This is a genomic window from Methylobacterium sp. 001424705, assembly GCF_059816145.1.
In genome coordinates this window covers 91,373-112,014 of sequence record NZ_JCBANU010000005.1, presented here as the reverse complement: position 1 = coordinate 112,014, position 20,642 = coordinate 91,373, and the positions used below count along the sequence as shown (strand labels likewise).

The 20,642-nt window shown below is 69.3% G+C and carries 23 protein-coding genes; 15 read left to right on the top strand and 8 right to left on the bottom strand.

What is annotated here, in order from left to right; translation table 11 throughout:
- Positions 1-34: 34 nt before the first annotated feature.
- The 3 genes from AC6EUL_RS06210 to AC6EUL_RS06200 all read right to left on the bottom strand — a co-directional run bounded on the left by AC6EUL_RS06210 (position 35) and on the right by AC6EUL_RS06200 (position 1,094).
- Positions 35-262, bottom strand: a complete 228-nt coding sequence (locus tag AC6EUL_RS06210) for a hypothetical protein (RefSeq protein ID WP_056215764.1) — start codon at positions 260-262, stop codon at positions 35-37.
- Between the two features lie 89 nt (positions 263-351).
- Positions 352-666, bottom strand: coding sequence for a polyhydroxyalkanoic acid system family protein (locus tag AC6EUL_RS06205; protein WP_056215767.1), 315 nt, complete (start codon positions 664-666; stop codon positions 352-354).
- Between the two features lie 77 nt (positions 667-743).
- Positions 744-1,094, bottom strand: coding sequence for a septal ring lytic transglycosylase RlpA family protein (locus tag AC6EUL_RS06200; protein ID WP_056215770.1), 351 nt, complete (start codon positions 1,092-1,094; stop codon positions 744-746).
- Between the two features lie 161 nt (positions 1,095-1,255).
- On the opposite strand from AC6EUL_RS06200, the gene AC6EUL_RS06195 reads away from it, so the two are divergent.
- A complete protein-coding gene (locus AC6EUL_RS06195) occupies positions 1,256-1,435 on the top strand; it encodes a hypothetical protein (RefSeq protein WP_056379986.1) in 180 nt (59 codons plus the stop codon).
- A 268-nt stretch (positions 1,436-1,703) separates the two neighbouring features.
- Positions 1,704-2,915 (top strand): site-specific DNA-methyltransferase, encoded by a 1,212-nt coding sequence (locus tag AC6EUL_RS06190; protein WP_499869443.1) that lies wholly within the window; start codon positions 1,704-1,706, stop codon positions 2,913-2,915.
- Positions 2,916-2,925: 10 nt separating this feature from the next.
- Here the strand turns inward: AC6EUL_RS06190 and mutY are convergent, their stop codons facing one another.
- Positions 2,926-4,281, bottom strand: coding sequence for an A/G-specific adenine glycosylase (gene mutY, locus AC6EUL_RS06185; RefSeq protein ID WP_499869441.1), 1,356 nt, complete (start codon positions 4,279-4,281; stop codon positions 2,926-2,928).
- 173 nt (positions 4,282-4,454) lie between these two features.
- On the opposite strand from mutY, the gene AC6EUL_RS06180 reads away from it, so the two are divergent.
- The 9 genes from AC6EUL_RS06180 (at position 4,455) to AC6EUL_RS06140 (ending at position 10,553) form a co-directional block, all read left to right on the top strand.
- The gene (locus AC6EUL_RS06180) at positions 4,455-4,940 is read left to right on the top strand and encodes a DUF721 domain-containing protein (RefSeq protein ID WP_499869439.1); all 486 of its coding nucleotides are present in this window, start codon (positions 4,455-4,457) and stop codon (positions 4,938-4,940) included.
- Positions 4,941-5,029: 89 nt separating this feature from the next.
- Positions 5,030-5,683 (top strand): thioredoxin domain-containing protein, encoded by a 654-nt coding sequence (locus AC6EUL_RS06175; RefSeq protein ID WP_056215780.1) that lies wholly within the window; start codon positions 5,030-5,032, stop codon positions 5,681-5,683.
- A gap of 226 nt (positions 5,684-5,909) precedes the next feature.
- Positions 5,910-6,284 carry an AtpZ/AtpI family protein gene (locus AC6EUL_RS06170; RefSeq protein ID WP_056215783.1) on the top strand — a complete coding sequence of 125 codons (375 nt, stop codon included), beginning with the start codon at positions 5,910-5,912 and terminating at the stop codon, positions 6,282-6,284.
- Between the two features lie 116 nt (positions 6,285-6,400).
- Positions 6,401-7,156, top strand: a complete 756-nt coding sequence (locus AC6EUL_RS06165; protein WP_056215786.1) for a F0F1 ATP synthase subunit A — start codon at positions 6,401-6,403, stop codon at positions 7,154-7,156.
- Between the two features lie 108 nt (positions 7,157-7,264).
- Entirely contained in the window at positions 7,265-7,492 is a 228-nt protein-coding gene (locus AC6EUL_RS06160) for a F0F1 ATP synthase subunit C (protein WP_018044493.1), read from the top strand.
- A 106-nt stretch (positions 7,493-7,598) separates the two neighbouring features.
- Positions 7,599-8,162, top strand: a complete 564-nt coding sequence (locus AC6EUL_RS06155) for a F0F1 ATP synthase subunit B family protein (protein ID WP_056215787.1) — start codon at positions 7,599-7,601, stop codon at positions 8,160-8,162.
- A gap of 92 nt (positions 8,163-8,254) precedes the next feature.
- Positions 8,255-8,740: a F0F1 ATP synthase subunit B family protein gene (locus AC6EUL_RS06150; RefSeq protein ID WP_200927220.1), complete on the top strand. Its 486-nt coding sequence runs from the start codon at positions 8,255-8,257 to the stop codon at positions 8,738-8,740.
- A gap of 128 nt (positions 8,741-8,868) precedes the next feature.
- Positions 8,869-9,795, top strand: a complete 927-nt coding sequence (locus AC6EUL_RS06145; protein WP_056215793.1) for an ABC transporter ATP-binding protein — start codon at positions 8,869-8,871, stop codon at positions 9,793-9,795.
- Positions 9,792-10,553 (top strand): ABC transporter permease, encoded by a 762-nt coding sequence (locus AC6EUL_RS06140; RefSeq protein WP_056215796.1) that lies wholly within the window; start codon positions 9,792-9,794, stop codon positions 10,551-10,553. Before AC6EUL_RS06145 ends, AC6EUL_RS06140 begins: the two co-directional genes overlap by 4 nt.
- A gap of 17 nt (positions 10,554-10,570) precedes the next feature.
- On the opposite strand, the gene AC6EUL_RS06135 is transcribed toward AC6EUL_RS06140, so the two are convergent.
- Both AC6EUL_RS06135 and AC6EUL_RS06130 read right to left on the bottom strand, forming a co-directional pair.
- A complete protein-coding gene (locus AC6EUL_RS06135) occupies positions 10,571-11,335 on the bottom strand; it encodes an alpha/beta fold hydrolase (protein WP_499869500.1) in 765 nt (254 codons plus the stop codon).
- 153 nt (positions 11,336-11,488) lie between these two features.
- Positions 11,489-12,751, bottom strand: coding sequence for an outer membrane beta-barrel protein (locus AC6EUL_RS06130; protein ID WP_056215943.1), 1,263 nt, complete (start codon positions 12,749-12,751; stop codon positions 11,489-11,491).
- A gap of 345 nt (positions 12,752-13,096) precedes the next feature.
- On the opposite strand from AC6EUL_RS06130, the gene AC6EUL_RS06125 reads away from it, so the two are divergent.
- On the top strand, positions 13,097-13,927 hold the full coding sequence (locus AC6EUL_RS06125; protein WP_056215801.1) for an FkbM family methyltransferase: 831 nt from the start codon (positions 13,097-13,099) through the stop codon (positions 13,925-13,927).
- 32 nt (positions 13,928-13,959) lie between these two features.
- On the opposite strand, the gene sfsA is transcribed toward AC6EUL_RS06125, so the two are convergent.
- Positions 13,960-14,667, bottom strand: coding sequence for a DNA/RNA nuclease SfsA (sfsA, locus tag AC6EUL_RS06120; RefSeq protein WP_499869432.1), 708 nt, complete (start codon positions 14,665-14,667; stop codon positions 13,960-13,962).
- A 163-nt stretch (positions 14,668-14,830) separates the two neighbouring features.
- Between sfsA and AC6EUL_RS06115 the strand changes: the two genes are divergently transcribed.
- Entirely contained in the window at positions 14,831-15,616 is a 786-nt protein-coding gene (locus AC6EUL_RS06115) for a DUF937 domain-containing protein (RefSeq protein WP_056380000.1), read from the top strand.
- Positions 15,617-15,969: 353 nt separating this feature from the next.
- A complete protein-coding gene (gene lexA / locus AC6EUL_RS06110; RefSeq protein ID WP_499869430.1) occupies positions 15,970-16,722 on the top strand; it encodes a transcriptional repressor LexA in 753 nt (250 codons plus the stop codon).
- Here the strand turns inward: lexA and AC6EUL_RS06105 are convergent.
- Positions 16,716-19,001 (bottom strand): ComEC/Rec2 family competence protein, encoded by a 2,286-nt coding sequence (locus AC6EUL_RS06105; RefSeq protein ID WP_499869428.1) that lies wholly within the window; start codon positions 18,999-19,001, stop codon positions 16,716-16,718. The two genes, lexA and AC6EUL_RS06105, sit on opposite strands and share 7 nt — an antisense overlap.
- 167 nt (positions 19,002-19,168) lie before the next feature.
- On the opposite strand from AC6EUL_RS06105, the gene gltX reads away from it, so the two are divergent.
- Positions 19,169-20,590: a glutamate--tRNA ligase gene (gene gltX / locus AC6EUL_RS06100; RefSeq protein ID WP_499869425.1), complete on the top strand. Its 1,422-nt coding sequence runs from the start codon at positions 19,169-19,171 to the stop codon at positions 20,588-20,590.
- The last annotated feature ends 52 nt before the right edge of the window (positions 20,591-20,642 follow it).

Below are 20,642 nucleotides of genomic sequence, written 5' to 3'. Positions count from 1 at the left end.
GGAATGCCCTTGCAAACCCGCGGTCGTGCCCCGCTCACATCGTCGGGTTGGCGGGGCCCGTCGGCATCGGATCGGGGGCGATGGCCGGGCCGATATCCGGATCGTTGACCGGGATTTCGGTGGGCGTCACGTCGGGCGCTTCGGTGGGGGTCGTCCCCGGCACGTCGGTCCCGGGGGTGTCCGGGCCGGGGGGCGGGGTCTGAGGCGCCTCGTAGGGCGTCTCGGGCACCGGGACTTCGGGGATCGGGCCGGGGTTCGACATCGGTTGCGCCTCTCAAGAGCCTCGGGGAGCGGACCGGTGGAACAGTCCGTCGCCGAGGGAGGTTCCGGGCGCGATGCCGGCGGCACTCGTCATTTCTTGGTCAGGAGCAGGTTGCCCTCGTTGCCAAGTTTCTTCTGGATCTGCTGCGCGAACAGGGCCAGCAACAGCGGCAGCCGGACCTCGACCCGCACGGTCTCGGGGCGAACATCCACCTGCCCGTCGACCTTCTGGCCGAGGGCAGCCATCGCGAAGTCGAGGCGGTCGTCGGTCCACGCCATCTTCTCGACGGCGACACCCGCCTTGGCGAACAACCCGTCGGCCTGGGTGATCCCGTCCGCGATGCGCCGACGGGCTTCGGCCAGGCCGAGTTCATGGGGGATTTCGACGATCAGCGGCTTTGCCATAAGGGTCTGAGCTCTCGGTTTCACCGACCAGATGGGGCCGGCCGGTCCCTCTCACAACGCCGACCGGCCCGATAAGCTCAGTTCACCACGCTTAGGGCGACGTAGGTCGTGCCGCCCATGCCGAGGGCGCGGGCCGAGCCCTTGGCGAGATCGATGATCCGGCCTCGGATGAACGGGCCACGATCGTTGATGCGCACCACCACCGAACGGCCATTGCGCTTGTTCTCGACCCGGACCCGGGTGCCGAACGGCAACGTGCGATGGGCGGCGGTCATCCCGTTCGGATTGAAGCGCTCGCCATTCGCCGTCCGATGGCCGCTCGCGTACCAGGAGGCGGCACCGCTCTGGGCGCTGGCTGGCTGAACGGCGGCAAGTGTCACGACGGTCCCGATGATGGCAGCGGCCCCACGAACAGGCTTGATGGTCATCCGCATTCCCTTTGTTGTTTCGGATGGCCGGCAAAATGAAGCGGAACAGGGCCAAAATGAGACCGGACAAATGTGGCGGCCGGGGCCGAAATTGAGGCTATAACGGTTTATTCATCACTGGTTGTGTGTGGCCATATTGTCGAATATCCGCGGGCTTTGCGATGACGAAACGGCAATGCTGGAACACCAGTGAAATCGCCGAGACCGCGTTGCAGCCGGCGTCGCTGCGCAACGGTGGGATGCGGAAAAACGAAATCAGCGTTGCGCTCAGTGAAACCCTGGTCTGCGACGGGGTCGCGAGGGGCGCCGGAGACGAATTTTCTCTTTCCGCGGAGCTGTGAGGTCCAGGCTGGGTGGACCCGGTGCCGATCGCGGCACCGGCTGGGCCGCTACAGGGTCCGCTGGGACGGTTGCGGCCGGTCTCTCAGATCTTTCGAGACCTGCTCGTTCGAGCGGCGATGCTGTCGCAATAGCCTCGTGTCCATTCGAACGACCAACCCGGCAAAAATTGCAGCCCCAAATCGAGACGCCTTGTCTTCGTCCCGGCAACCCGCCCTTTACGTTAACGGGGCCAAGGTCTGCCGGTCAGTCGCGTAACCGGTGTTTGCCATGGCTTCCCTGCGTACCGCGGTTGCCGACACCGTCGCCCGGAAAAGTGTCTCGCGTACCGGGCGGCCCGTGTCGGCGCCGCGGATGGGTCTCGTACCCGCCGCCAAGCGTTTTCCTCTCGAAGACCGTCTCCCCCTCAACGAGATCCTCGTCGGAGACTGCATCGCTGCGATGAACGCCCTTCCGGCGTCCAGCGTCGACTGCGTCTTTGCCGATCCGCCCTACAATCTTCAGCTCGGGGACGGCGCGCTCCTGCGTCCCGACCAGAGCCGGGTCGACGCGGTCGACGACGACTGGGACAAGTTCTCGACCTTCGCCGCCTACGATGCCTTCACCCGCGAATGGCTGGCGGCCGCGCGCCGGGTGATGAAGCCGAACGCCACCCTGTGGGTCATCGGCTCGTACCACAACATCTTCCGGGTCGGCGCCACGCTGCAGGATCTCGGCTTCTGGATCCTCAACGACATCGTCTGGCGCAAGGCCAACCCGATGCCGAACTTCCGCGGCAAGCGCTTCACCAACGCGCACGAGACCCTGATCTGGGCCTCCCGCTCCGCGGAGTCGAAGGGCTACACCTTCCACTACGAGGCGCTGAAGGGCGGCAATGACGACGTCCAGATGCGGTCCGACTGGTTCATCCCGCTCTGCACCGGCGACGAGCGCCTGAAGGGCGCCGACGGGCAGAAGGTCCATCCGACGCAGAAGCCGGAGGCACTGCTCGCCCGCACGCTCCTGTCGGCGACGAATCCCGGCGACGTGGTGCTCGACCCGTTCTTCGGGACCGGCACCACCGGTGCGGTCGCCAGGCGCCTCGGCCGGCACTTCATCGGCATCGAGCGCGAGACGGTCTACGCCGAGGCGGCCCGCGCCCGCATCGACGCCGTCGAACCCCTGTCGCAGGCCGCCCTGCTGGTGGCTCCGAGCAAGCGCGCCGAGCCCCGCGTCGCCTTCCTCAGCGTCATCGAGGCCGGGCATATCCGCGCCGGCGAGACCCTGACCGACGCGCGCGGCCGGCACAGCGCCATCGTGCGTCCCGACGGCACCCTGATGGCCGGACCGGCCACGGGTTCGATCCACAAGATCGGCGCCCTGGTGCAGGGCTTTCCGGCCTGCAACGGCTGGGATTTCTGGCATGCGACCCGGAACGGCAAGCCGGTGCTCATCGACGTCTTCCGCGCCCAGATGCGCTCCGCCATGGGCTCGGCCGCCTGAGGGGCGCCGGTCAGCGCGACCGCGGCCGTCCCCGTCTGCGGGGGGCGGCCGGGGGTGCCGCCTCGGCCGGGCCTTCGAACTCGTCGATCGACCCGTCGGGAATCGGGGCCGGCGCCGGGCGCGGGGCGGGCTTGGGCACCGGGCGGAAGCGCGGCGACGCAGCGGGTGCCTCCGACTCGGGCTCGACGAAGAGCGGCGTATCCGTGAGGCTCCGCATCGCCTTCGGTCTGCCGCGCTTGGCAGCCCTTTCCGCCAGCGGCTCCGCGGCCTCCGGCTTCGGATCGAAGGCGTGTGCCAGGACCTTCTTCATCACGCCTGGCAGCGGTTCCCCGTCGAGGTCGCGGCGCGGCGTGAAGCGCAGGCCCGGCGGCGGCGTCGTGCTGAGCGCCACCTTGGCGACGAACACCGTCAGCTCCAGGGGGAAATGCGTGAAGCCGTGTCGGACGAGGCCCGGCAGCCGCCGCCAGCGCGCGTCGAGCGGCGCGTCCAGGAGGGCCTGGGCCGGATCGTAGTCGGGCTCCCAGGGGCTCATCGGTGGTTCGGCCATGGAGCCCAGCAAACCCTCGGGCGGCCGGGTGCGCAGCAGGACCGCCTCGTCGCCGCTGCGGATCGCCACGAAGGCCGCACCCCGGCGCAGGGTGCCCTTCACGGCCTTCACCTTCCTGGGGAAGGTCTCCTGAAGGCCGAGGGCCCGGGCGCGGCAGGGGGCCATCCAGGGGCAGAGGGCGCAGGCCGGGCGCTTGGGCGTGCACAGCGTGGCGCCAAGATCCATCACCGCCTGGGCGAAGTCGCCGGGCCGGTCCGCGGGCACGAGGGCCTGGGTCAGCGCCCGGATCTCGGGGCGGGCCGCCGGCAGGGTGGTCTCGACGGCGAAGAGCCGCGTCATCACCCGCTCGACGTTGCCGTCCACCGCCGCTTCCTGACGGTCGAACGCGATCGCCGCGACGGCGCCCGCCGTGTAGGCGCCGATGCCCGGCAGCTTGCGCAGGGACGCGGCCGTGTCGGGAAAACGCCCGGCCGCCGCCACCGCCCGGGCGCAGGCGTGCAGGTTGCGGGCCCGGGAGTAGTAGCCGAGCCCGGCCCAGGCCGACATCACCGCCTCCTCGGGCGCCGCCGCAAGGTCGTCGACGGTGGGGAAGCGCGCCAGGAACTTCGCGAAATAGGGTTTGACGGCCGCGATCGTGGTCTGCTGCAGCATCACCTCCGAGAGCCAGACCCGGTACGGATCGGGCGTCTCGCCCGGCAGCGCCCGCCAGGGCAGGACGCGGCGGTGCCGGTCGTACCAGGTCAGGAGATCCGCGGCCTCGGGGGCTGGAACTGGGGTGTGGGGCACGGGCACCGGCGCGTGATGGGGAAGCTCGTCCATAGACCGCCGGCCGGGTGCGTCCAAGGCCGACTTCTCCAGGGCCGACCTGCCTGAACGTGTCGTCGGGCGGGGGGCGGCGCCCCGCTTCGGCCGGACGGAACGGCATGCTAACCATTGCGGGCGATATCGGAGCCTCGATCTCGTCCCGGTCGGACACTACGGAAACCCTGCGCATGGCGCGTGTCAAACCCCTCGCCGAGCTGCTGAAGGGCTGCATCGGCCCCGCCTTCGCGGCGCAAGGGTTCGCCTCCACCGACATTCTGGCCGCCTGGCCCGAGATCGTCGGGGAGCGGCTCGCGCGGTACTGCCAGCCCTCGAAGCTCGAATGGCCGCGCCGGCGTCGGCGCGAGGAGGAGGGGCGCCCCGATCCCGGCACCCTCGTGGTTCGGGTCGAAGGCGTGTTCGCCCTCGAATTGCAGCACCTCGCGCCGGTGGTGATCCAGCGCATCAATGCCCATTACGGCTGGGCCTGCGTCGGCAAGATCGTGATGCGCCAGGGACGGGTCGACCGGATCGGGCGTCGCCCCGCGCCGCCGGTGGTGGATCCCGTCCGCCGCGGCGAAGTGGCGCTTGCGGTCCAGGCGATCGAGCACGACGCCCTGCGAGACGCCCTCGACCGCCTCGGAACGGCGGTGGTGGCGACAACACACAAGCGCTAGGCGCGCCGCGCAGCCTTGTCAGGACGCCTGCAGGATTCTACCGCATCGCTGACGAGAAGATTTGGTCCGCGACCGGAGCCCTCCCGATCATGATCACCCGACGCGATGCCCTGAAAGCCACCGGCCTTGCCGTCGGCGCGGCGATCCTCCTGCCCCGGTTCACCCTCCCGGCCGCGGCGGAGGACGCGAACCTGTCGACCCTGATGGAGCCCGGTCCGCTCGGTGACGTCTGGCTCGGCCCGAAGGACGCCAAGGTGACGATCATCGAGTATGCCTCGATGACCTGCTCGCACTGCGCCGCCTTCCACAGGAACACCTGGCCGGCCCTCAAGGAGCGCTACATCGACACCGGCAAGGTGCGCTTCACCCTCCGCGAGTTCCCCCTCGACCCGCTGGCGACGGCGGCCTTCATGCTGGCCCGCTGCGACGGCGATGCGAAGTACTATCCCATCACAGACTTGCTCTTCGACCAGCAGCAGGCCTGGGCCTACGTCCAGAAGCCGCAATCGCCGGTGGATGCCATGGAGCAGATGCTGCGCCAGGCCGGCTTCTCGAAGGAGAAGTTCGAGGCCTGCCTGAAGGACCAGAAGCTCTACGGCGCCGTCAACGCGGTGAAGCAGAAGGGCATGGACACCTTCAAGGTCGATTCGACCCCGACGTTCTTCATCAACGGCGAGCGCTTCAAGGGCGAGATGACCATCGAGGGCATGGAGAAGGTGATCAAGCCCCTCCTGGGCGCCTGAGATCCCCGAAGCGGGGCCGTCGCGCGACGGCCTCGCCCGCTGCCGTCGGCCCGGTGCGAGAACACCGGGGGGCGGATCGGCAAAACACCGATTTCTCGTGGTGCAACAATATCTTACGTAAGGTCGAGGGCGCCTTGACACCCAAGGTGGGCGAAACTATGGTGCGCCCCGCTTGAAGGAGGCGTTCCGCCGGTTCCCTCCGCTCTCGCCAATGTGAGTTCTCGCCGTGAGCGGCAACGAAACTGCGGACGAAGGCGGGGACGGGCGGAAGAAAGCACTGGACGCGGACCTCTCTCAGAGGCTCAAACGTCTTGAGACGCAGATTGAGCGGAAGCGGCCGAGTGCCCCTCCCGGTCATTCGACGCGTCCCGGTCCTTCGGCCGGGCCCTCTCCTCTCGGCCAGGCGATGCGGCTCTCGACCGAGTTCATCGCGGGCGTCCTCGCCGGGGGCATTCTCGGTTGGATGTTCGATCATTACCTCGGGACGAAACCCTGGGGACTGATCGTCCTGCTGATGCTGGGGTTCGTCACCGGCGTCTACAACGTCATGCGCGCCTCGGGGTCTCTTCCCAAGGCGCCGACGAAGGAAGAGGACCGCTAGCGGTTCTCGGGGAAGCGCCGCGCACGCGGCGAACCGAATTGAAATCATGCCGCTCGCGCGGCACCGGTGGTGGCGGGCCGTCTGGCCGGCCGAGAGTCAGAAGGGCGGGAGCGGCAATGGCCGTAAAGATGGATCCGATCCACCAGTTCGAGCTCAAGCCGCTGGTCTCCTTCGGTCATATCGGCAACCAGGAGATCGCGTTCACCCAGTCCGCGCTCTACATGTTCGCCGCCGTCGGGATCATCGCGCTGATCACCGTCGTGGCCACCGCCCGCCGCTCGGTGGTGCCGGGCCGCATGCAGTCCATGGCCGAGATCTTCTACGAGTTCATCGGCTCGACCCTGCGCCAATCCGCCGGTCACGGCTCCGAGCGCTTCATGCCGCTGATCTTCTCGCTCTTCATGTTCGTGCTCGTGCTGAACATGCTCGGCATGATCCCCTACGCCTTCGCGGTGACCAGCCACATCATCGTCACCTTCGCGCTGGCCTTCCTCGTGATCGGCACCGTCATCGTGTACGGCTTCATGGCCCACGGCACGAAGTTCCTGAAGGTGTTCGTTCCGTCGGGCGTGCCCGGCTGGCTCCTGCCGATGATCGTCGCGATCGAGATCGTGTCCTTCATCTCGCGTCCGATCAGCCTCGCGGTTCGTCTCTTCGCCAACGTGCTGGCCGGTCACATCGCGCTCAAGATCTTCGCGGGCTTCGTCCCGGCGCTGCTCGCCGCCGGCGCTTGGGGGGCCATCTCGCCGCTGCCCCTGGCCCTCAGCGTCGCCGTCACGGCTCTCGAGTTCCTCGTCGCCGGTCTGCAGGCCTACGTCTTCGCGACGCTCGCCTCGATCTATCTCAGCGACGCCCTGCATCCCGGCCACTGAGCCGGGTCATCCCGGCCGAGGGCCGGGACACCCCCTTCCGTCCCCGGTTCGCGATCGCGGCCGGATTTCTCTCCACGCAACGACGACACGGACACCAGGAGCAATTTGATGGATCCCTTAGCTGCCAAGTACATCGGTGCCGGCCTCGCCTGTCTCGGGATGGCGGGCGCCGCCATCGGCCTCGGCAACCTCTTCGGCCAGTTCTACGCCGGCGCGCTCCGCAACCCGTCGGCCGCGGACGGCCAGCGCGGCAACCTGCTCCTCGGCTTCGCCCTCACGGAAGCGCTCGGCATCTTCTCGCTGCTCGTCGCGCTGCTGCTCCTGTTCGCCGTCTAAGACACGCTCGTCACGGATCTCGAACCGATACCGGACCGGACGCCGCCTCCCGCAGGGATGGCAGAGGCGTCCGGTCCCCACTCCTTGAATTTACGCGAAGGACGTCATGGCTCAGCCGGCCCATTCGACCGCAACGCATGAAGGCTTCGTCGCGACGCCGGCCGCCGAACATGGCGGCGGTTTCCCGCCCTTCGAGAGCCACACCTTCGCGTCCCAGCTCATCTGGCTCGCCCTCGCCTTCGGGCTGCTCTATTACCTGATGGACAAGATCGCGCTGCCGCGCATCCAGGCCATCCTGCACGACCGCGCCGTGCGTCTGTCGGGCGATCTCGACGAGGCCCAGCGCCTGAAGGCCGAGGCGGATGCCGCCGGAGCCGCCTACGAGAAATCCCTGAGCGATGCGCAGGCCAAGGCGCAGGCCATCGCCCTCGAGACCCGCACGGCCCTCTCGCAGGAAGCCGAGACCAAGCGGAAGGCGCTCGAGGCCGAGCTGAACGCCCGCATCGCCGCCTCCGAGGCGACGCTTCGCACCCGCACCGCCGAGGCCATGGGCAACGTCCGCGGCATCGCCGGCGAGACGGCCTCGGCCATCGTCGAGCGCCTGACGGGCCGCAGCCCCGACGAGGCCGCCCTCGCCAAGGCCCTCGACAGCGTCTCCTTCCCGCACTGAGGCGGACGCCAAACCATACCTGACCGGCAGGACCCGAGGGGCGAAGGCCCCGCCGGATCGCCGGACACCATCGAGTTGGGACGACGAGCATGTTGTTGGAAGCCGAATTCTGGGTCGCAGTCGCCTTCGTCCTGTTCATGGCCGTGGTCTGGAAGGTCGGTGGCTTCAACCAGATCACCAAGGGGCTGGACGGCCGTGCCAAGCGCGTCCGCCACGAACTCGACGAGGCGCGTCGCCTGCGTGAGGAGGCCGCTGGCGTCCTCGCCGATTACAAGAAGCGCCGCGCCGAGGCCGAGCGCGAGGCCGAGGCCATCGTGGCGTCCGCCCGCGAGGAGGCCCAACGGATCGCCGACGAGGGCCATGCCCGCCTGAACGACTTCATCGCCCGTCGTACCAAGTCGGCCGAGACCAAGATCGCGCAGGCCGAGGTCCAAGCGACCGCCCAGGTTCGAGCCGCCGCTGCCGACGCCGCGGTGAAGGTTTCGGAGGTCATCCTGCGCGAGCGCATGCAGGGTGAGACGGCCGAAGGCCTCGTCCGCCAGAGCCTCGGCGAGGTTCGGACCCGCCTGCGGGCCTGATCCTTCCCTCTGCGACACCAGGGAAAGCCGCCGCGAGGCGGCTTTCTCGTTTTCGGCGCCGTCCCACGCCGGCAGCGTGCTAGAAGGCCGCCCCGATCGCGCCGGCGCCACGCCGCAGCGGAGTTTCGATGCAGCCGATCATTGCGATCCAGAACCTGTCCAAGGTCTACGCCTCGGGCCTCAAAGCCCTCGACGGCATCAACCTCGACATCGCCGAAGGCGAGATCTTCGCGCTTCTCGGTCCGAACGGGGCCGGCAAGACGACGCTGATCAGCATCGTCTGCGGCATCGTCACGGCGAGCGCCGGCCGCATCCTCGCGGGTGGGCACGACATCGCCCGGGACTATCGCCAGGCCCGCCGCATGATCGGCCTCGTGCCGCAGGAGCTCACCACCGACGCCTTCGAGACGGTGTGGGCGACGACGAGCTTCAGCCGCGGGCTCTACGGCCTCAAGCCGGATCCGGCGCATATCGAGCGGGTCCTGCGCGACCTCTCCCTGTGGGAGAAGCGCGACGCGCGGATCATGACCCTGTCGGGCGGGATGAAGCGGCGGGTGCTCATCGCCAAGGCCCTGAGCCATGAGCCGCGCATCCTCTTCCTCGACGAACCCACCGCCGGCGTCGACGTGGAACTGCGCCGCGACATGTGGCGCCTGGTGCGCTCGCTGCGCGACACGGGCGTCACCATCATCCTCACCACGCACTACATCGACGAGGCCGAGGAGATGGCCGACCGCATCGGCGTGATCCGCAAGGGCCAGATCATCCTGGTGGAGGAGAAGGCCGAGCTGATGCGCAAGCTGGGCAAGAAGCAGATGACCCTGAACCTGCAGGAGCCGCTCGCCGCCCTGCCCCCGGCCCTGGCGCGGCACGATCTCACCCTCAAGCCGGGCGGACAGGATCTGGTCTACACCTACGACACGAAGGGCGAGCGCACCGGCATCACGGCGCTGCTGGCCGACCTCGCCGCCGCCGGCATCCGCTTCCGCGACCTCCAGACCAGCCAGTCCTCGCTGGAGGAGATCTTCGTCGACCTCGTGAAGGAACGCGCATGAACTGGTACGCGGTCCGCGCCATCTACGGCTTCGAGATGGCGCGCTTCTGGCGCACGGCGCTGCAGAGCATCGTGGCGCCGGTCATCGCCACCTCGCTCTACTTCGTGGTCTTCGGAGCGGCCATCGGTTCGCGGGTCGCCTCGGTGGATGGGGTCGCCTACGGCGCCTTCATCGTGCCCGGCCTGATGATGCTCTCGCTCCTGACGCAGAGCATCGCCAACGCCTCGTTCGGCATCTACTTCCCGCGCTTCGCCGGCACGATCTACGAGATCCTCTCGGCGCCCGTCTCGCCCCTCGAGATCGTGCTCGGCTATGTCGGCGCGGCGGCTTCGAAATCGATCCTCATCGGCCTCATCATCCTGGCCACCGCCGCCCTGTTCGTGCCCCTGCGGATCGAACATCCCTTCGTGATGGTGCTGTTCCTGCTCCTGACGGCGGTCACCTTCAGCCTGTTCGGCTTCCTGATCGGCCTCTGGGCCGACGGCTTCGAGAAGCTGCAGCTGGTGCCCCTCCTCATCGTGACGCCGCTGACCTTCCTCGGCGGCAGCTTCTACGCCATCGAGATGCTGCCGCCGTTCTGGCGTGCGGTGAGCCTCGCCAACCCGGTGGTCTACCTGATCAGCGGCTTCCGCTGGTCCTTCTTCGGCACCTCGGATGTCGGCGTCGGCGTCAGCCTCACAATGGCGTTGATCTTCCTGATCCTGTGCCTCGCCGGCGTGACCTGGATCTTCCGGACCGGCTACCGCCTGAAGACCTGAGGCGCGGTGGTGCCCTCTCAGGGCCGCTGGGCCAGGAAATCGAGGACGCCCGTGCGGTGACCGCGGTCGCCCACGGCCGTGCTGTGGTCGCGGTTCGGAAGTTCGAGGGCGGTGCCGTTCGGAAACAGCGCCGCCAGCGCCGGACCCGAGCCCGAGACGGTGTCGAGGGTGCCGGTCGTCACCAGGGTCGGTGACGAGATCTCGGCGACTTCGGCGCGCGACAGGGTCTGGCGCGAGCCGCGCATACAGGCGGCCAGGGCCCGCAGGTCGCTCTTCGTCTGCTCGGCGAAGGTGCGGAACGCGGCGGCCGTCGGGTTCGGGGCCGGTGCGCCGGGCTCCGCCTCCAAGGCCTCGGCGATCCCGTCGGGCAGGCCCTTGCCCTCGATCAGATGCAGGCCGAGACCGCCGAGCAGCAGCGAACGGACGCGCTCCGGCGCATCGAGCGCCAGGAACGCGGCGATGCGCGCGCCCATCGAGTAGCCCATGACATCGGCCTTGGGGATCCCAAGATGGTCGAGGAGGCGGCGCGCGTCCTGGGCCATGAGGTCCGCGCCGTAGACCTCCGGATCGTAGAGCTTCTGGCTCTCGCCGTGCCCCCGGTTGTCGAGGGCGATGGTGCGGTAGCCGGCCTGGGTCAGGGCCCGGACCCAGAGGGTGTTGACCCAGTTCACCGCATGGTTCGAGGCGAAGCCGTGGATCAGCAGGACCGGGTCGCCCGACCCGCCGACGGCGGAGACGTCGATGTAGGCGAGGGAAACACCGTCGGAATCGAAGCGCTGCATGGGCTCGGGCCTTATCGGTCGGGGCATGGTCCCGCCTCCTTGAACCGTCGGGCGCGCGGACGGAAGCCCTCCGGTGGCGCATGGGCGCACATGAAAGCGGCGGCAGGTTGCCCTGCCGCCGCGTTTCGCCGAAACCGGATCGTCCGAAACGGATCAGAAGGTGATGCCGGTCTCCAGCATGTAGCGCTCCTGCGAGGTCTTCAGGCCGCTGCGGCCGAAGCCGAGGCCGGGCGTGATGTCGTAGAGCTGCACGGTCGAGAACTCGCCGCGGACGAAGTAGCGATCGAAGGTGAAGGTCGGGGTCACGGTGAAGGAGAAGGCCGAGCTGCCGGCGCCGTAGAGCACCGAGGTCTGACCGAACGGATTGTTGCGATTGCCGCTCTGGCTGATGTACTCCACGCGGCCCGCGAGGGCGAAGTTGTCCGTGAAGGCGTAGCTGGCGAGGAGGGCGCCGCCGATGGTTTCGGCACCGGCGAGGCCCAGGACGGCGTTCTGCTCCACGTTGGTGTACTGGACGTACGGCGTCACGATCCAGGGACCGTCCGCATAGGTGTAGTTGGCACTGATGATGCTGCTGTTCTGCAGCGAGACGGGCGTGGCGTACTGGAAGCGAAGGCCGCGACGACCGAACGGGTCCGCGAAGTCGAAATTGGTGTAGCTGGAGAAGTGCGTGCCGCCGTTGATGCCCACCGTGTTGGCGGGGTCGATCTTGTAGGTGATCGCACCCGTGACCCAGTTGATCTCGCCGGAATAGAAGCCGTCGGTCGCGGCGAACGAGGCCGCCCACGGACCATCCGAGTAGTTCACCTGCACACCCTGGTTGATCACGTTCTCCTGGCCGAAGAGGAGGCCGCGCGAGATGTTCAGGTTCTGGAAGGTGAACGGCAGCTCGGAGCCGATCAGGGTCGGCATCCGACCGCCCTGGATCGACCAGTTGTCGTTGATCACGTACTTTCCGAACACGATCGGCGCCGGGGAATACAGCAGGTCCGTCTGGTCGAAGGTGCCGTAGATCGGCAGGCCGAGGCCGGGGATCGAGTAGGCGCCGAAGGCGGCGTAGAACTGGAACGGGCCGTCGGCCTTCTGGATGAAGCCCATCAGGTTTGAGACGTCCACGCGGCCGGCTCGGTCACTCGGCAGCGGAGCGGGCGAGAACGTGTACTGGTTGGGCTGGGTGTAGAAGTAGCCCGTGACCGCACCGCCGACATAGACGTCGCCGAAGGCGCCGAGCGTCAGGCAGGACGGGTTCGGGTTCTGCTTGATGACGCCGCCATAGGCCGGGAAGGTGATCTCGGCCTTGCACGGCGCGGGCGGGGCAGGGACCGCCAGCACCTTCGCCGGCATGTCGGCCGCGAAGGCGCAGACCGAGGACAGCAGGACGGCGGAAAGGGCGAGAAGCGAGCGCTGCATGGCGATGGGAACTCTGCGGGAGGATCTGCGTTGGGGCGACGTTCTCAAAGGTTCCCGGTTACGGCAAAGCTATCCTTTGTGCAGACGCCTATTTTTCGGGCAATTGAGGCCGCTCGAACTGGGTTTCGGTCGTTGTGTTGCCGCAATGGAACAGGTCTGAGCACCAGATTCGGTCTCGACGATTGTCCTCTGCTTCCGAAGTGGCGCGACGGTCAGGTCTGATCTGCGGCCGACCGCATTCGCCCGGAGGGGGCGCTGCGGGCTGATCGGCCCGGAATGTCCGGGACCTTTCGATCCTCCCGCGGCGGCGTCGCTTGCCGCCGCGTCCGTGCGCTGGCATCAGCACGCACGATGAAAGACACGCAGCCCTACGGCACTTACGCTCCCACCGGCCTCGTCGCGCGCATCGCTCGGCAGACGGGCCGGATCTCCTACGCGAGCTGGGCCGGGCGACGCCTCGCCCTGTTCCTGCGCCGCGTGGCGATCGGGCTGCTGCGCGGCGCCCCTCTGGACGTCGAACGCTACGGCGCCCGCATGCGGCTCTACCCCTACAACAACAACTGCGAGAAGAAGGTGCTCTTCACGCCGCAGTTCTTCGATCCGGAGGAGCGCGCACTTCTCCGGGCGAAGCTTCAGCCCGGCTGCACCTTCCTGGATATCGGCGCGAATATCGGTGCCTACGCGCTGTTCGTGGCGGCCTTCGCGGGGCCGCGCGCCCGGATCCTGGCCGTCGAGCCGCAGCCGGACGTGTTCGACCGCCTGACCTACAACATCGCTCAGAATCCGTTCGGAACGGTCAAGGCGGTGGCCTGCGCGGTCGCCGACAAGGCGGGGGAACTCACCCTGTTCGTGGATCCCCGCAACCGGGGGGAATCGAGCCTGAAGATCGTCGGGACGAACGAGGGCGCGCAGATTCGTGTGCCGGCCGTGCCCCTGCTCGATCTCGCCCTCGGCGAGGGCATCGCGCGCATCGACGCGATGAAGCTCGATGTCGAGGGCGCCGAGGACCTGATCCTCGAACCCTTCCTGCGGGCCGCCCCCGCGAGCCTCCACCCGCGGCTGCTCATCGTCGAGAACGGCACCGACCAGTGGCAGATCGACCTGCCCGCCTTGCTCGAGCAGCACGGCTATCGCCGGATCGCTCGCACCCGCCTCAACCTGATCTTCGAGCGGGCCGACTGACGGGCCCGCGCGGTTCTTCTGGGACGCGCGCCCTACAGCACCGGGATGGCGTCGGCCACGGCGATGCCGACCGGGTCGATGCGGCAGCGGTGGGCGTGGACGGCGACGCCGGCCGCCCGAGCGGCCTGAAGCGCCCGGTCGAAGGCAGGATCGAGGTCCCGCGCGGCGTCGAAGCGATCCGCCCACATCTGCACCACGATGATGACCATGGCACGGCCCCCGGCCTCGACGACGGCCGCGAGGTCCGTCATGTGGCGGGCGCTGCGGGCGGCGACGCAATCGGGAAATTCCGCGAGGCCGGGGCTGCGCATCAGGTGACAGTTCTTCACCTCGACATGGCAGGGCGGCATCCCCTCCCCGGTGGCGAGGAAGTCGACCCGGCTGGCCCGGGCGTAGCGGACTTCGGGGCGCAGGCTCGTGTAGCCGGCGAGGCAGGGCAGGCCGCCGGCGGCGAAGGCCTCCGCCACCAGGGCGTTCGGCCGCATCGTGTTGATGCCGACCCATTGCCGGCCGCCGGGCAGATCCGCCTCCACCAGTTCCCAGGAAAAGGGGAGCTTGCGCGTCGGGCTCCGGACGTCGGACAACAGGGCCCGCGCGCCCGGCACCGCAAGTCCCAGCATCGCCCCCGGGTTGGGGCAATGGGCCGTGATCACGGACCCGTCGGCAAGCTGCAGGTCGGCGAGAAAGCGCTTGTAGCGACGCACCAGGCGCGCCTCGATCAGGGGCGAAGGGAAGCGCATCGCGGGTCCGGGGCAAGAAACGGGTTGATACGGGCCCCCGTCGACGGGGAATCGGGCCGTCGTGAGGCGCCCGGGCTGGTCAGTACCGACCGGATGCGACAGAATTCGCGCGGCGCGCCCGGGTCGATGACCGGGAAAGCCGCAGTTCGTCCGCGAGGCCGCCATGTTCAATCTGTTCGACATCCTTCAGGCGCAGGCGGGCCCCAACGCGCAGGGGTTCGGACGGCAGTTCGGCTTGTCGCCGGAGCAGAGCCTGCGCGCGATGGAAGCCCTGCTTCCGGCCCTCACGATGGGGCTGCAGCGGAACGTCGCCCAGGATCCGACCGGCTTCGCCCACCTCTTCAATCTCGTCGGCCCCGCCGCGCCGAAGGCGTCGAGCGCGACGCCGCAGATGGACATGCTGGTCCAGCAACTCTTCGGCTCGCCCCATCTGAGTCAGGCCGTTCTGCAGCAGGCCGCTGCCGTCAGCGGCGTGGCGATGCCGGCCTTGAAGCAGATGCTGCCGATCATGGCCGGCATGGTGGTGGCGGGGATCGTCCACGTCATGATCAACCAAGCGCCTGCCGCGGCGCCGGTCCCGCGCGCCGAGGCGAACCCCTTCGGCTTCCCGCCCAATGCCTGGTCGGAGATGATGCAGGCGTTCCTGAACTCCGGCGCCAAGGCCCCGAAGCCCGCGACGCCCTCGCCCCAGGCACGGCCGCGTGCGGCGTCGACGTGGCTCGCGGCTTCGCCCCGGCCGGAGTCCGCCGCGCCGGACAGGTCGGCCACGGAAGCGCCCTTCGACGTGATGCAGCAGATGTTCCAGACGGGCCTGGAGGTGCAGCAGGAGAACGCCCGCGCGATGCAGCGCCTGTTCGATACCTTCTGGCAGGATCCCCGCAATCCCACCGAGACGGGCGGCAACGGTTCGGGTGACCGGCCCAAGGCAGGGCGCACCGGGCAGCGCTAGCCGAAGACCCGCCGTCGGCGACGCCGGCAGAGGACGGCAGAGAACCGATCGTCGCCGGGCCATCGACCCGAGGGCGCTGCGCCCGGGCGCCCTGCCGACCGGTCAAGACGCCGGCCGTCCAACTCATTCGTCGGATTGGGGCACCACTCGATCGCAGCGATGGCCGCAGCGGCAGGCCGGCGTGGCGCTCGGGCGACGCCCAGATCCGCCCTTGCCGAGGGGATCGAACGGATCGCGCCCGAGAGGCTTGAGATGGGAACCCTTGCAGAACACTTACGGAACGTTTAACGTGTTCGTGGTTTGTTTCTAGTGCCACCCGCCGCGATCCGTGGCGCTAACGAAGAGTGTCCCGCATGTTGACGCGTAAGCAGCTGGACCTGCTCCAGTTCATCCAGCTTCGGATGCGCGAGAGCGGCGTTCCCCCGTCGTTCGACGAGATGAAGGACGCCCTCGACCTGAAGTCGAAGTCGGGCATTCACCGCCTGATCACGGCCCTGGAGGAGCGCGGCTTCCTGCGCCGGCTGCCCAACAGGGCGCGGGCCATCGAGGTGATCCGGATGCCGGAGAGCCTCGGGGGGAATGCGGGCGCCCCGCGCGCCGCTCCGGCCTCCGAGGTTCGCCGCTTCATGCCGAGCGTGGTCGAAGGCGGCAAGGGCAAGGGCCTGCCGGCCGGCGCATCGGTGTCCCGACTGCCGACCACGCAGGCCACCGACGAGAGCGGTCGGGCCGTGACCATCCCGGTGATGGGTCGGATCGCGGCCGGTACGCCCATCTCGGCCATCCAGGAACAGAGCCATTCGGTTACGATGTCGCCGGATTTCCTGGCCGGTGGCGAGCATTACGCCCTGGAGGTGCGCGGCGATTCGATGGTCGATGCCGGGATCCTCGACGGCGACCTGGTGGTCATCCGCAAGCAGGACACCGCCAATACGGGCGACATCATCGTGGCCCTCATCGACGACGAGGAGGCGACCCTGAAGCGCCTGCGCCGGCGTGGATCGTCCATCGCCCTGGAAGCGGCGAATCCGGCCTACGAGACGCGGGTCCTCGGGCCGGATCGGGTGCAGATCCAGGGACGTCTGGTCAGTCTGGTGCGCCGCTACTGAAGGGGGTCCCCGTCCGGTTCATCGCCGGACGGATCCGACGGGTCGCGGGTGCGATCGGGGATTTCCGGTAAGACCGACGCCGGCGGTGTCGAAGATGGCAAGGCCGTTCCCGGCGGGTCCAACGGCTTTCGCAAGGGCGTCGCACGCCAGGGCACGACATCCCCGGGATGCTTCGCGGTGGCGAGGGACGGCCCATCGCGGGTGAGGCGAATCGCGGTCGCACCGTGGGATCCCAGGAAATCCCGGTCGATGACGATCGATGCGGTGCAGCCCCCGGGCGCGGATTGCCGGGTGATCAGGATGTCGGCCCTGGCGCAGTCCTCTCCGAGGGCACGCTTGTCGGTGGTCAGGGCGAGCACGCGGCCGTCGGGTGTGGTCAGGGTACAGCCCAGGCGATCGCAACGCGCGCTGTCGAACCCCGTGACGTCCTGCACCCGTCGGTCGTCTCCATCGGCCTTGAGCCATTGCGCGAGCACGAAGGGGGGCGGCCGGCCAAGGGTGGCGAGCCGCCCGTTGCGCTGGCGGATGGCGGCGCCCGCCCCCTCCCGATCGACGTAGATGTCGTAGCGATCCGGGGCAGCCGCACAGGCGATGCCGATCGCTGCCGGAATGAGGCCGAGCCAGCGCAGCGACGAGGCCGGGAGCGTCAGGACGATCAGGGCGGCGGCCAGGAGGCCGAGGGCCCCCGTGCCGAAGGCCGGGACCACGACGACGGCGTTGCCGAAGCCCGCGATCCAGGTCGAGATGGTCAGCATCCCCCGCACCGCCAGGCCCATGGCCCACCAGACCGGCTGATCCAGCGCGAACGGATAGGCGAGGATGCCCAGAACCGCTGACGGCATCACCGCCAGGGAGACCAGCGGCAGGGTGAGCGCATTGCCCACCAGCCCGAAGGGCTGCACCGTCTGGAAGTGGTAGGTGGCGAAGGGCGCGGTGGCGATCTGGGCCACGAGCGTCGTGGCCAGGGTGCCGAGGACCGCCGCGGTCGCCAGCGCGAAGATCCGGGTGAGCAGGCCGGCACCGTCGCGCTGCCGCCCGCGTCCGGCGATCAGCGGCGCGCAGGCAATCAGGCCGGCCACCGCCGCGAACGACATCTGGAAGCTCGGGCCGAGGAGGCCGTCCGGCTCGCGGGCCAGGGCGATCAGGGCGGCGAGGGCCAGGTTTCGCATGCTGAGCGCCGGGCGATCGACCAGGATCGCGCCGAGCATCACGAGGGTCATGATCAGCGAGCGCTCGGCGGCGATGTCCCAGCCGGAGAAGACGCAGTAGGCCGTCACGCCCACCATGGCGACGGCAGCGGCGATCTTCTTGATCGGCCAGTGCAGCGCCGCGAACGGAACGAGGGCCAGGAGCGCCCGCACGAGCCAGAACACCACGCCGGCCGCCAGGACCATGTGAAGGCCCGAGATCGAGACGACGTGGTAGATGCCGGCGGCGCGCAGGATGTCGTTGGTCTCGGGGCTGATCAGGCCGCGCTTGCCCGTCACCAGGGCCGCCGCCACCGCTCCGGCCTGTCCGCCGTTGGCGTCGGTGATGCGGCGCGTCAGGGCGTTGCGGGCCGCGTCGACGGCGGCCGCGAGGCGGATCTGCCAGTCCGCGCTCTCGGCCGGCGGCCGCAGGTCGACCTTGCCGACGAGGGAGCCCACCGCGCCGATCTCACGGAAGAAGGCATCCCGGGCGAAGTCGTAGCCTCCGGGGCGGGCGGCTTCCGGCGGCGGAAGCAGGCGCGCGGTCGCGGCGATGCGGTCGCCCGGCTTCAGGGTATTCGCCTTGCGGTAGGAGGCCCGCACCCGGACCGGGCGGACCTCGGCGCCGAGGGTGCCGAAGCTCTCGACGCGGAGGATCAGGCGCGCCCCCTCCTCCCGCTCGTCCAGCCCTTCGATGGTGCCCACCAGCGGACCGATCGTGGTGCGGGCGAGGATCGGCCCGTCGACCGAGCGGACGCGCGCGGCGGCCGCCGCGAAGCCCAGGAGGGCGGCGACGGCGGCGAGCACCAGGGCCAGGCCGAACGGGCGCGCCACGAGGAGGGGCGTCGTCGCGGCGAGCAGGGCGGCGGCCGCGAGCGGCGCCAGGAGCGACGGCGTCCCCTGCGTACCGAGGAAGAACGCGAGGATGCCGCATCCGAACGCGACGGCGAGCCAGGCGAAGAGCCGGCGCTGCTCGATCTCGCGGGTCCATCCCGCCCGGAACCAGTCGCGGATCGGCCCGGCGCCCGGGCGACGCGCGGCGAGGTGGCGCGTGATGCGCCCCATCGCCGCCGTCGCCCGCGCCTGCGCCATCGCGAAAACCTCCGGGCGTGCGTCCGTGACCGGGAGCCGGCGATGCGCCCTGCGATCCTGGGAACGGGACGATTCCTTAACGTGTGCCCGCGCGCATGCTACACGCGCGGTTCCGGGCCGGTCGATCCGCTTCCCGCCCGAATCACGAGCCATTCAAGTCCAGATTGATGTCGTCAGCCGTCGTCACGCGTTTCGCGCCCTCGCCCACGGGCTACCTTCACATCGGCGGGGCTCGCACGGCCCTGTTCAACTGGCTCTATGCCCGCCGCTTCGGCGGCCGCATGCTGCTGCGCATCGAGGACACCGATCGCGAACGCTCGACGCAGGGCGCCATCGACGCGATCCTGGACGGCATGCGCTGGCTCGGGCTCGATTGGGACGGGGACGTCATCTACCAATACGCCCGCGCCGCCCGTCACCGCGAAGCCGCCGAGAGCCTGCTGGCCTCCGGCCACGCCTATCGCTGCTACGCGACGCCCGACGAACTGACGGCGATGCGCGAGGCGGCCCGCGCAGAGGGGCGGCCCCTGCGCTACGACGGGCGCTGGCGCGACCGCGACCCGTCCGAGGCGCCCGCCGGCGTCAAGCCGGTGATTCGCCTGCGCGCCCCGACCGACGGCGAGACCGTGGTCGAGGACGGCGTGCAGGGCCGGGTCGTCTGGCAGAACAAGGATCTCGACGACCTCGTCCTGCTGCGATCGGACGGCAACCCGACCTACATGCTCGCCGTCGTGGTGGACGATCACGACATGGGCGTCACCCAGGTCATCCGCGGCGACGACCACCTGACCAATGCGGCGCGCCAGCGCCAGATCTCCGATGCCCTCGGCTGGGAGGCGCCCGCCATGGCGCATATCCCGCTGATCCACGGCGCGGACGGCGCCAAGCTGTCGAAGCGGCACGGGGCCCTCGGCGTCGATGCCTACCGCGACCTCGGCTACCTGCCGAGCGCCCTGCGCAACTACCTCGTGCGCCTGGGCTGGAGCCACGGTGACCAGGAGGTCTTCTCCACCGAGGAGATGATCGCCGCCTTCGACCTCAAGGCCATCGGGCGGTCGCCCGCGCGCTTCGACTTCGCCAAGCTGGAAAACCTCAACGGCCTCTACATCCGTGGCGCGGCCGATGCGGACCTCGTCGCGGCGATCGACGACGTGCTGCCGGCGCTCGGCCCGGCACGGGGGATCGCGGTGCCCATGAGTCCGGCTCTGCGGGAGACGCTCACCGCCGCGATGCCGGGCCTGAAGGAGCGGGCCAAGACCCTCGTCGAACTCCTGGACAGCGCCTACTACCTCACCGCGGCCCGGCCCCTCGTGCCCGACGAGAAGGCGAAGGGGCTGCTCGGCGACGAGGCCCGGAATCGCCTGGCCGCCCTCCTGCCGGCCCTCGAGGGGTTGCGCGATTGGACCGCCGCCGCCACCGAGGGCGCGGTCCGGCAGTTTGCCGAGGCGAACGGCCTGAAGCTCGGCCAGATCGCGCAGCCCCTCCGGGCGGCGCTCACCGGCCGCGCCACCTCGCCGCCGGTTTTCGACGTCATGGCCGTGCTCGGCCGGGAGGAGTGTCTCGGCCGGCTCCGCGACCAGACCGGCTGACCATCGCACTGCAGCAAAATGCCGGTTCGTCCGAGTGCTCCGAGTGGAAGAA

Excerpts from the sequence above, each read along its gene's own strand:
- sfsA (WP_499869432.1), bottom strand. The coding sequence starts at position 14,667 with ATGCGCTTCCCTTCGCCCCTGATCGAGGCGCGCCTGGTGCGTCGCTAC.
- AC6EUL_RS06190 (WP_499869443.1), top strand. The coding sequence starts at position 1,704 with ATGGCTTCCCTGCGTACCGCGGTTGCCGACACCGTCGCCCGGAAAAGT.
- gltX (WP_499869425.1), top strand. The coding sequence starts at position 19,169 with ATGTCGTCAGCCGTCGTCACGCGTTTCGCGCCCTCGCCCACGGGCTAC.
- AC6EUL_RS06200 (WP_056215770.1), bottom strand. The coding sequence starts at position 1,094 with ATGACCATCAAGCCTGTTCGTGGGGCCGCTGCCATCATCGGGACCGTC.
- AC6EUL_RS06115 (WP_056380000.1), top strand. The coding sequence starts at position 14,831 with ATGTTCAATCTGTTCGACATCCTTCAGGCGCAGGCGGGCCCCAACGCG.
- AC6EUL_RS06125 (WP_056215801.1), top strand. The coding sequence starts at position 13,097 with ATGAAAGACACGCAGCCCTACGGCACTTACGCTCCCACCGGCCTCGTC.
- AC6EUL_RS06175 (WP_056215780.1), top strand. The coding sequence starts at position 5,030 with ATGATCACCCGACGCGATGCCCTGAAAGCCACCGGCCTTGCCGTCGGC.
- AC6EUL_RS06140 (WP_056215796.1), top strand. The coding sequence starts at position 9,792 with ATGAACTGGTACGCGGTCCGCGCCATCTACGGCTTCGAGATGGCGCGC.
- AC6EUL_RS06195 (WP_056379986.1), top strand. The coding sequence starts at position 1,256 with ATGACGAAACGGCAATGCTGGAACACCAGTGAAATCGCCGAGACCGCG.
- AC6EUL_RS06210 (WP_056215764.1), bottom strand. The coding sequence starts at position 262 with ATGTCGAACCCCGGCCCGATCCCCGAAGTCCCGGTGCCCGAGACGCCC.
- lexA (WP_499869430.1), top strand. The coding sequence starts at position 15,970 with ATGTTGACGCGTAAGCAGCTGGACCTGCTCCAGTTCATCCAGCTTCGG.
- mutY (WP_499869441.1), bottom strand. The coding sequence starts at position 4,281 with ATGGACGAGCTTCCCCATCACGCGCCGGTGCCCGTGCCCCACACCCCA.
- AC6EUL_RS06105 (WP_499869428.1), bottom strand. The coding sequence starts at position 19,001 with ATGGCGCAGGCGCGGGCGACGGCGGCGATGGGGCGCATCACGCGCCAC.
- AC6EUL_RS06145 (WP_056215793.1), top strand. The coding sequence starts at position 8,869 with ATGCAGCCGATCATTGCGATCCAGAACCTGTCCAAGGTCTACGCCTCG.
- AC6EUL_RS06205 (WP_056215767.1), bottom strand. The coding sequence starts at position 666 with ATGGCAAAGCCGCTGATCGTCGAAATCCCCCATGAACTCGGCCTGGCC.
- AC6EUL_RS06160 (WP_018044493.1), top strand. The coding sequence starts at position 7,265 with ATGGATCCCTTAGCTGCCAAGTACATCGGTGCCGGCCTCGCCTGTCTC.
- AC6EUL_RS06180 (WP_499869439.1), top strand. The coding sequence starts at position 4,455 with ATGGCGCGTGTCAAACCCCTCGCCGAGCTGCTGAAGGGCTGCATCGGC.
- AC6EUL_RS06165 (WP_056215786.1), top strand. The coding sequence starts at position 6,401 with ATGGCCGTAAAGATGGATCCGATCCACCAGTTCGAGCTCAAGCCGCTG.
- AC6EUL_RS06135 (WP_499869500.1), bottom strand. The coding sequence starts at position 11,335 with ATGCAGCGCTTCGATTCCGACGGTGTTTCCCTCGCCTACATCGACGTC.
- AC6EUL_RS06155 (WP_056215787.1), top strand. The coding sequence starts at position 7,599 with ATGGCTCAGCCGGCCCATTCGACCGCAACGCATGAAGGCTTCGTCGCG.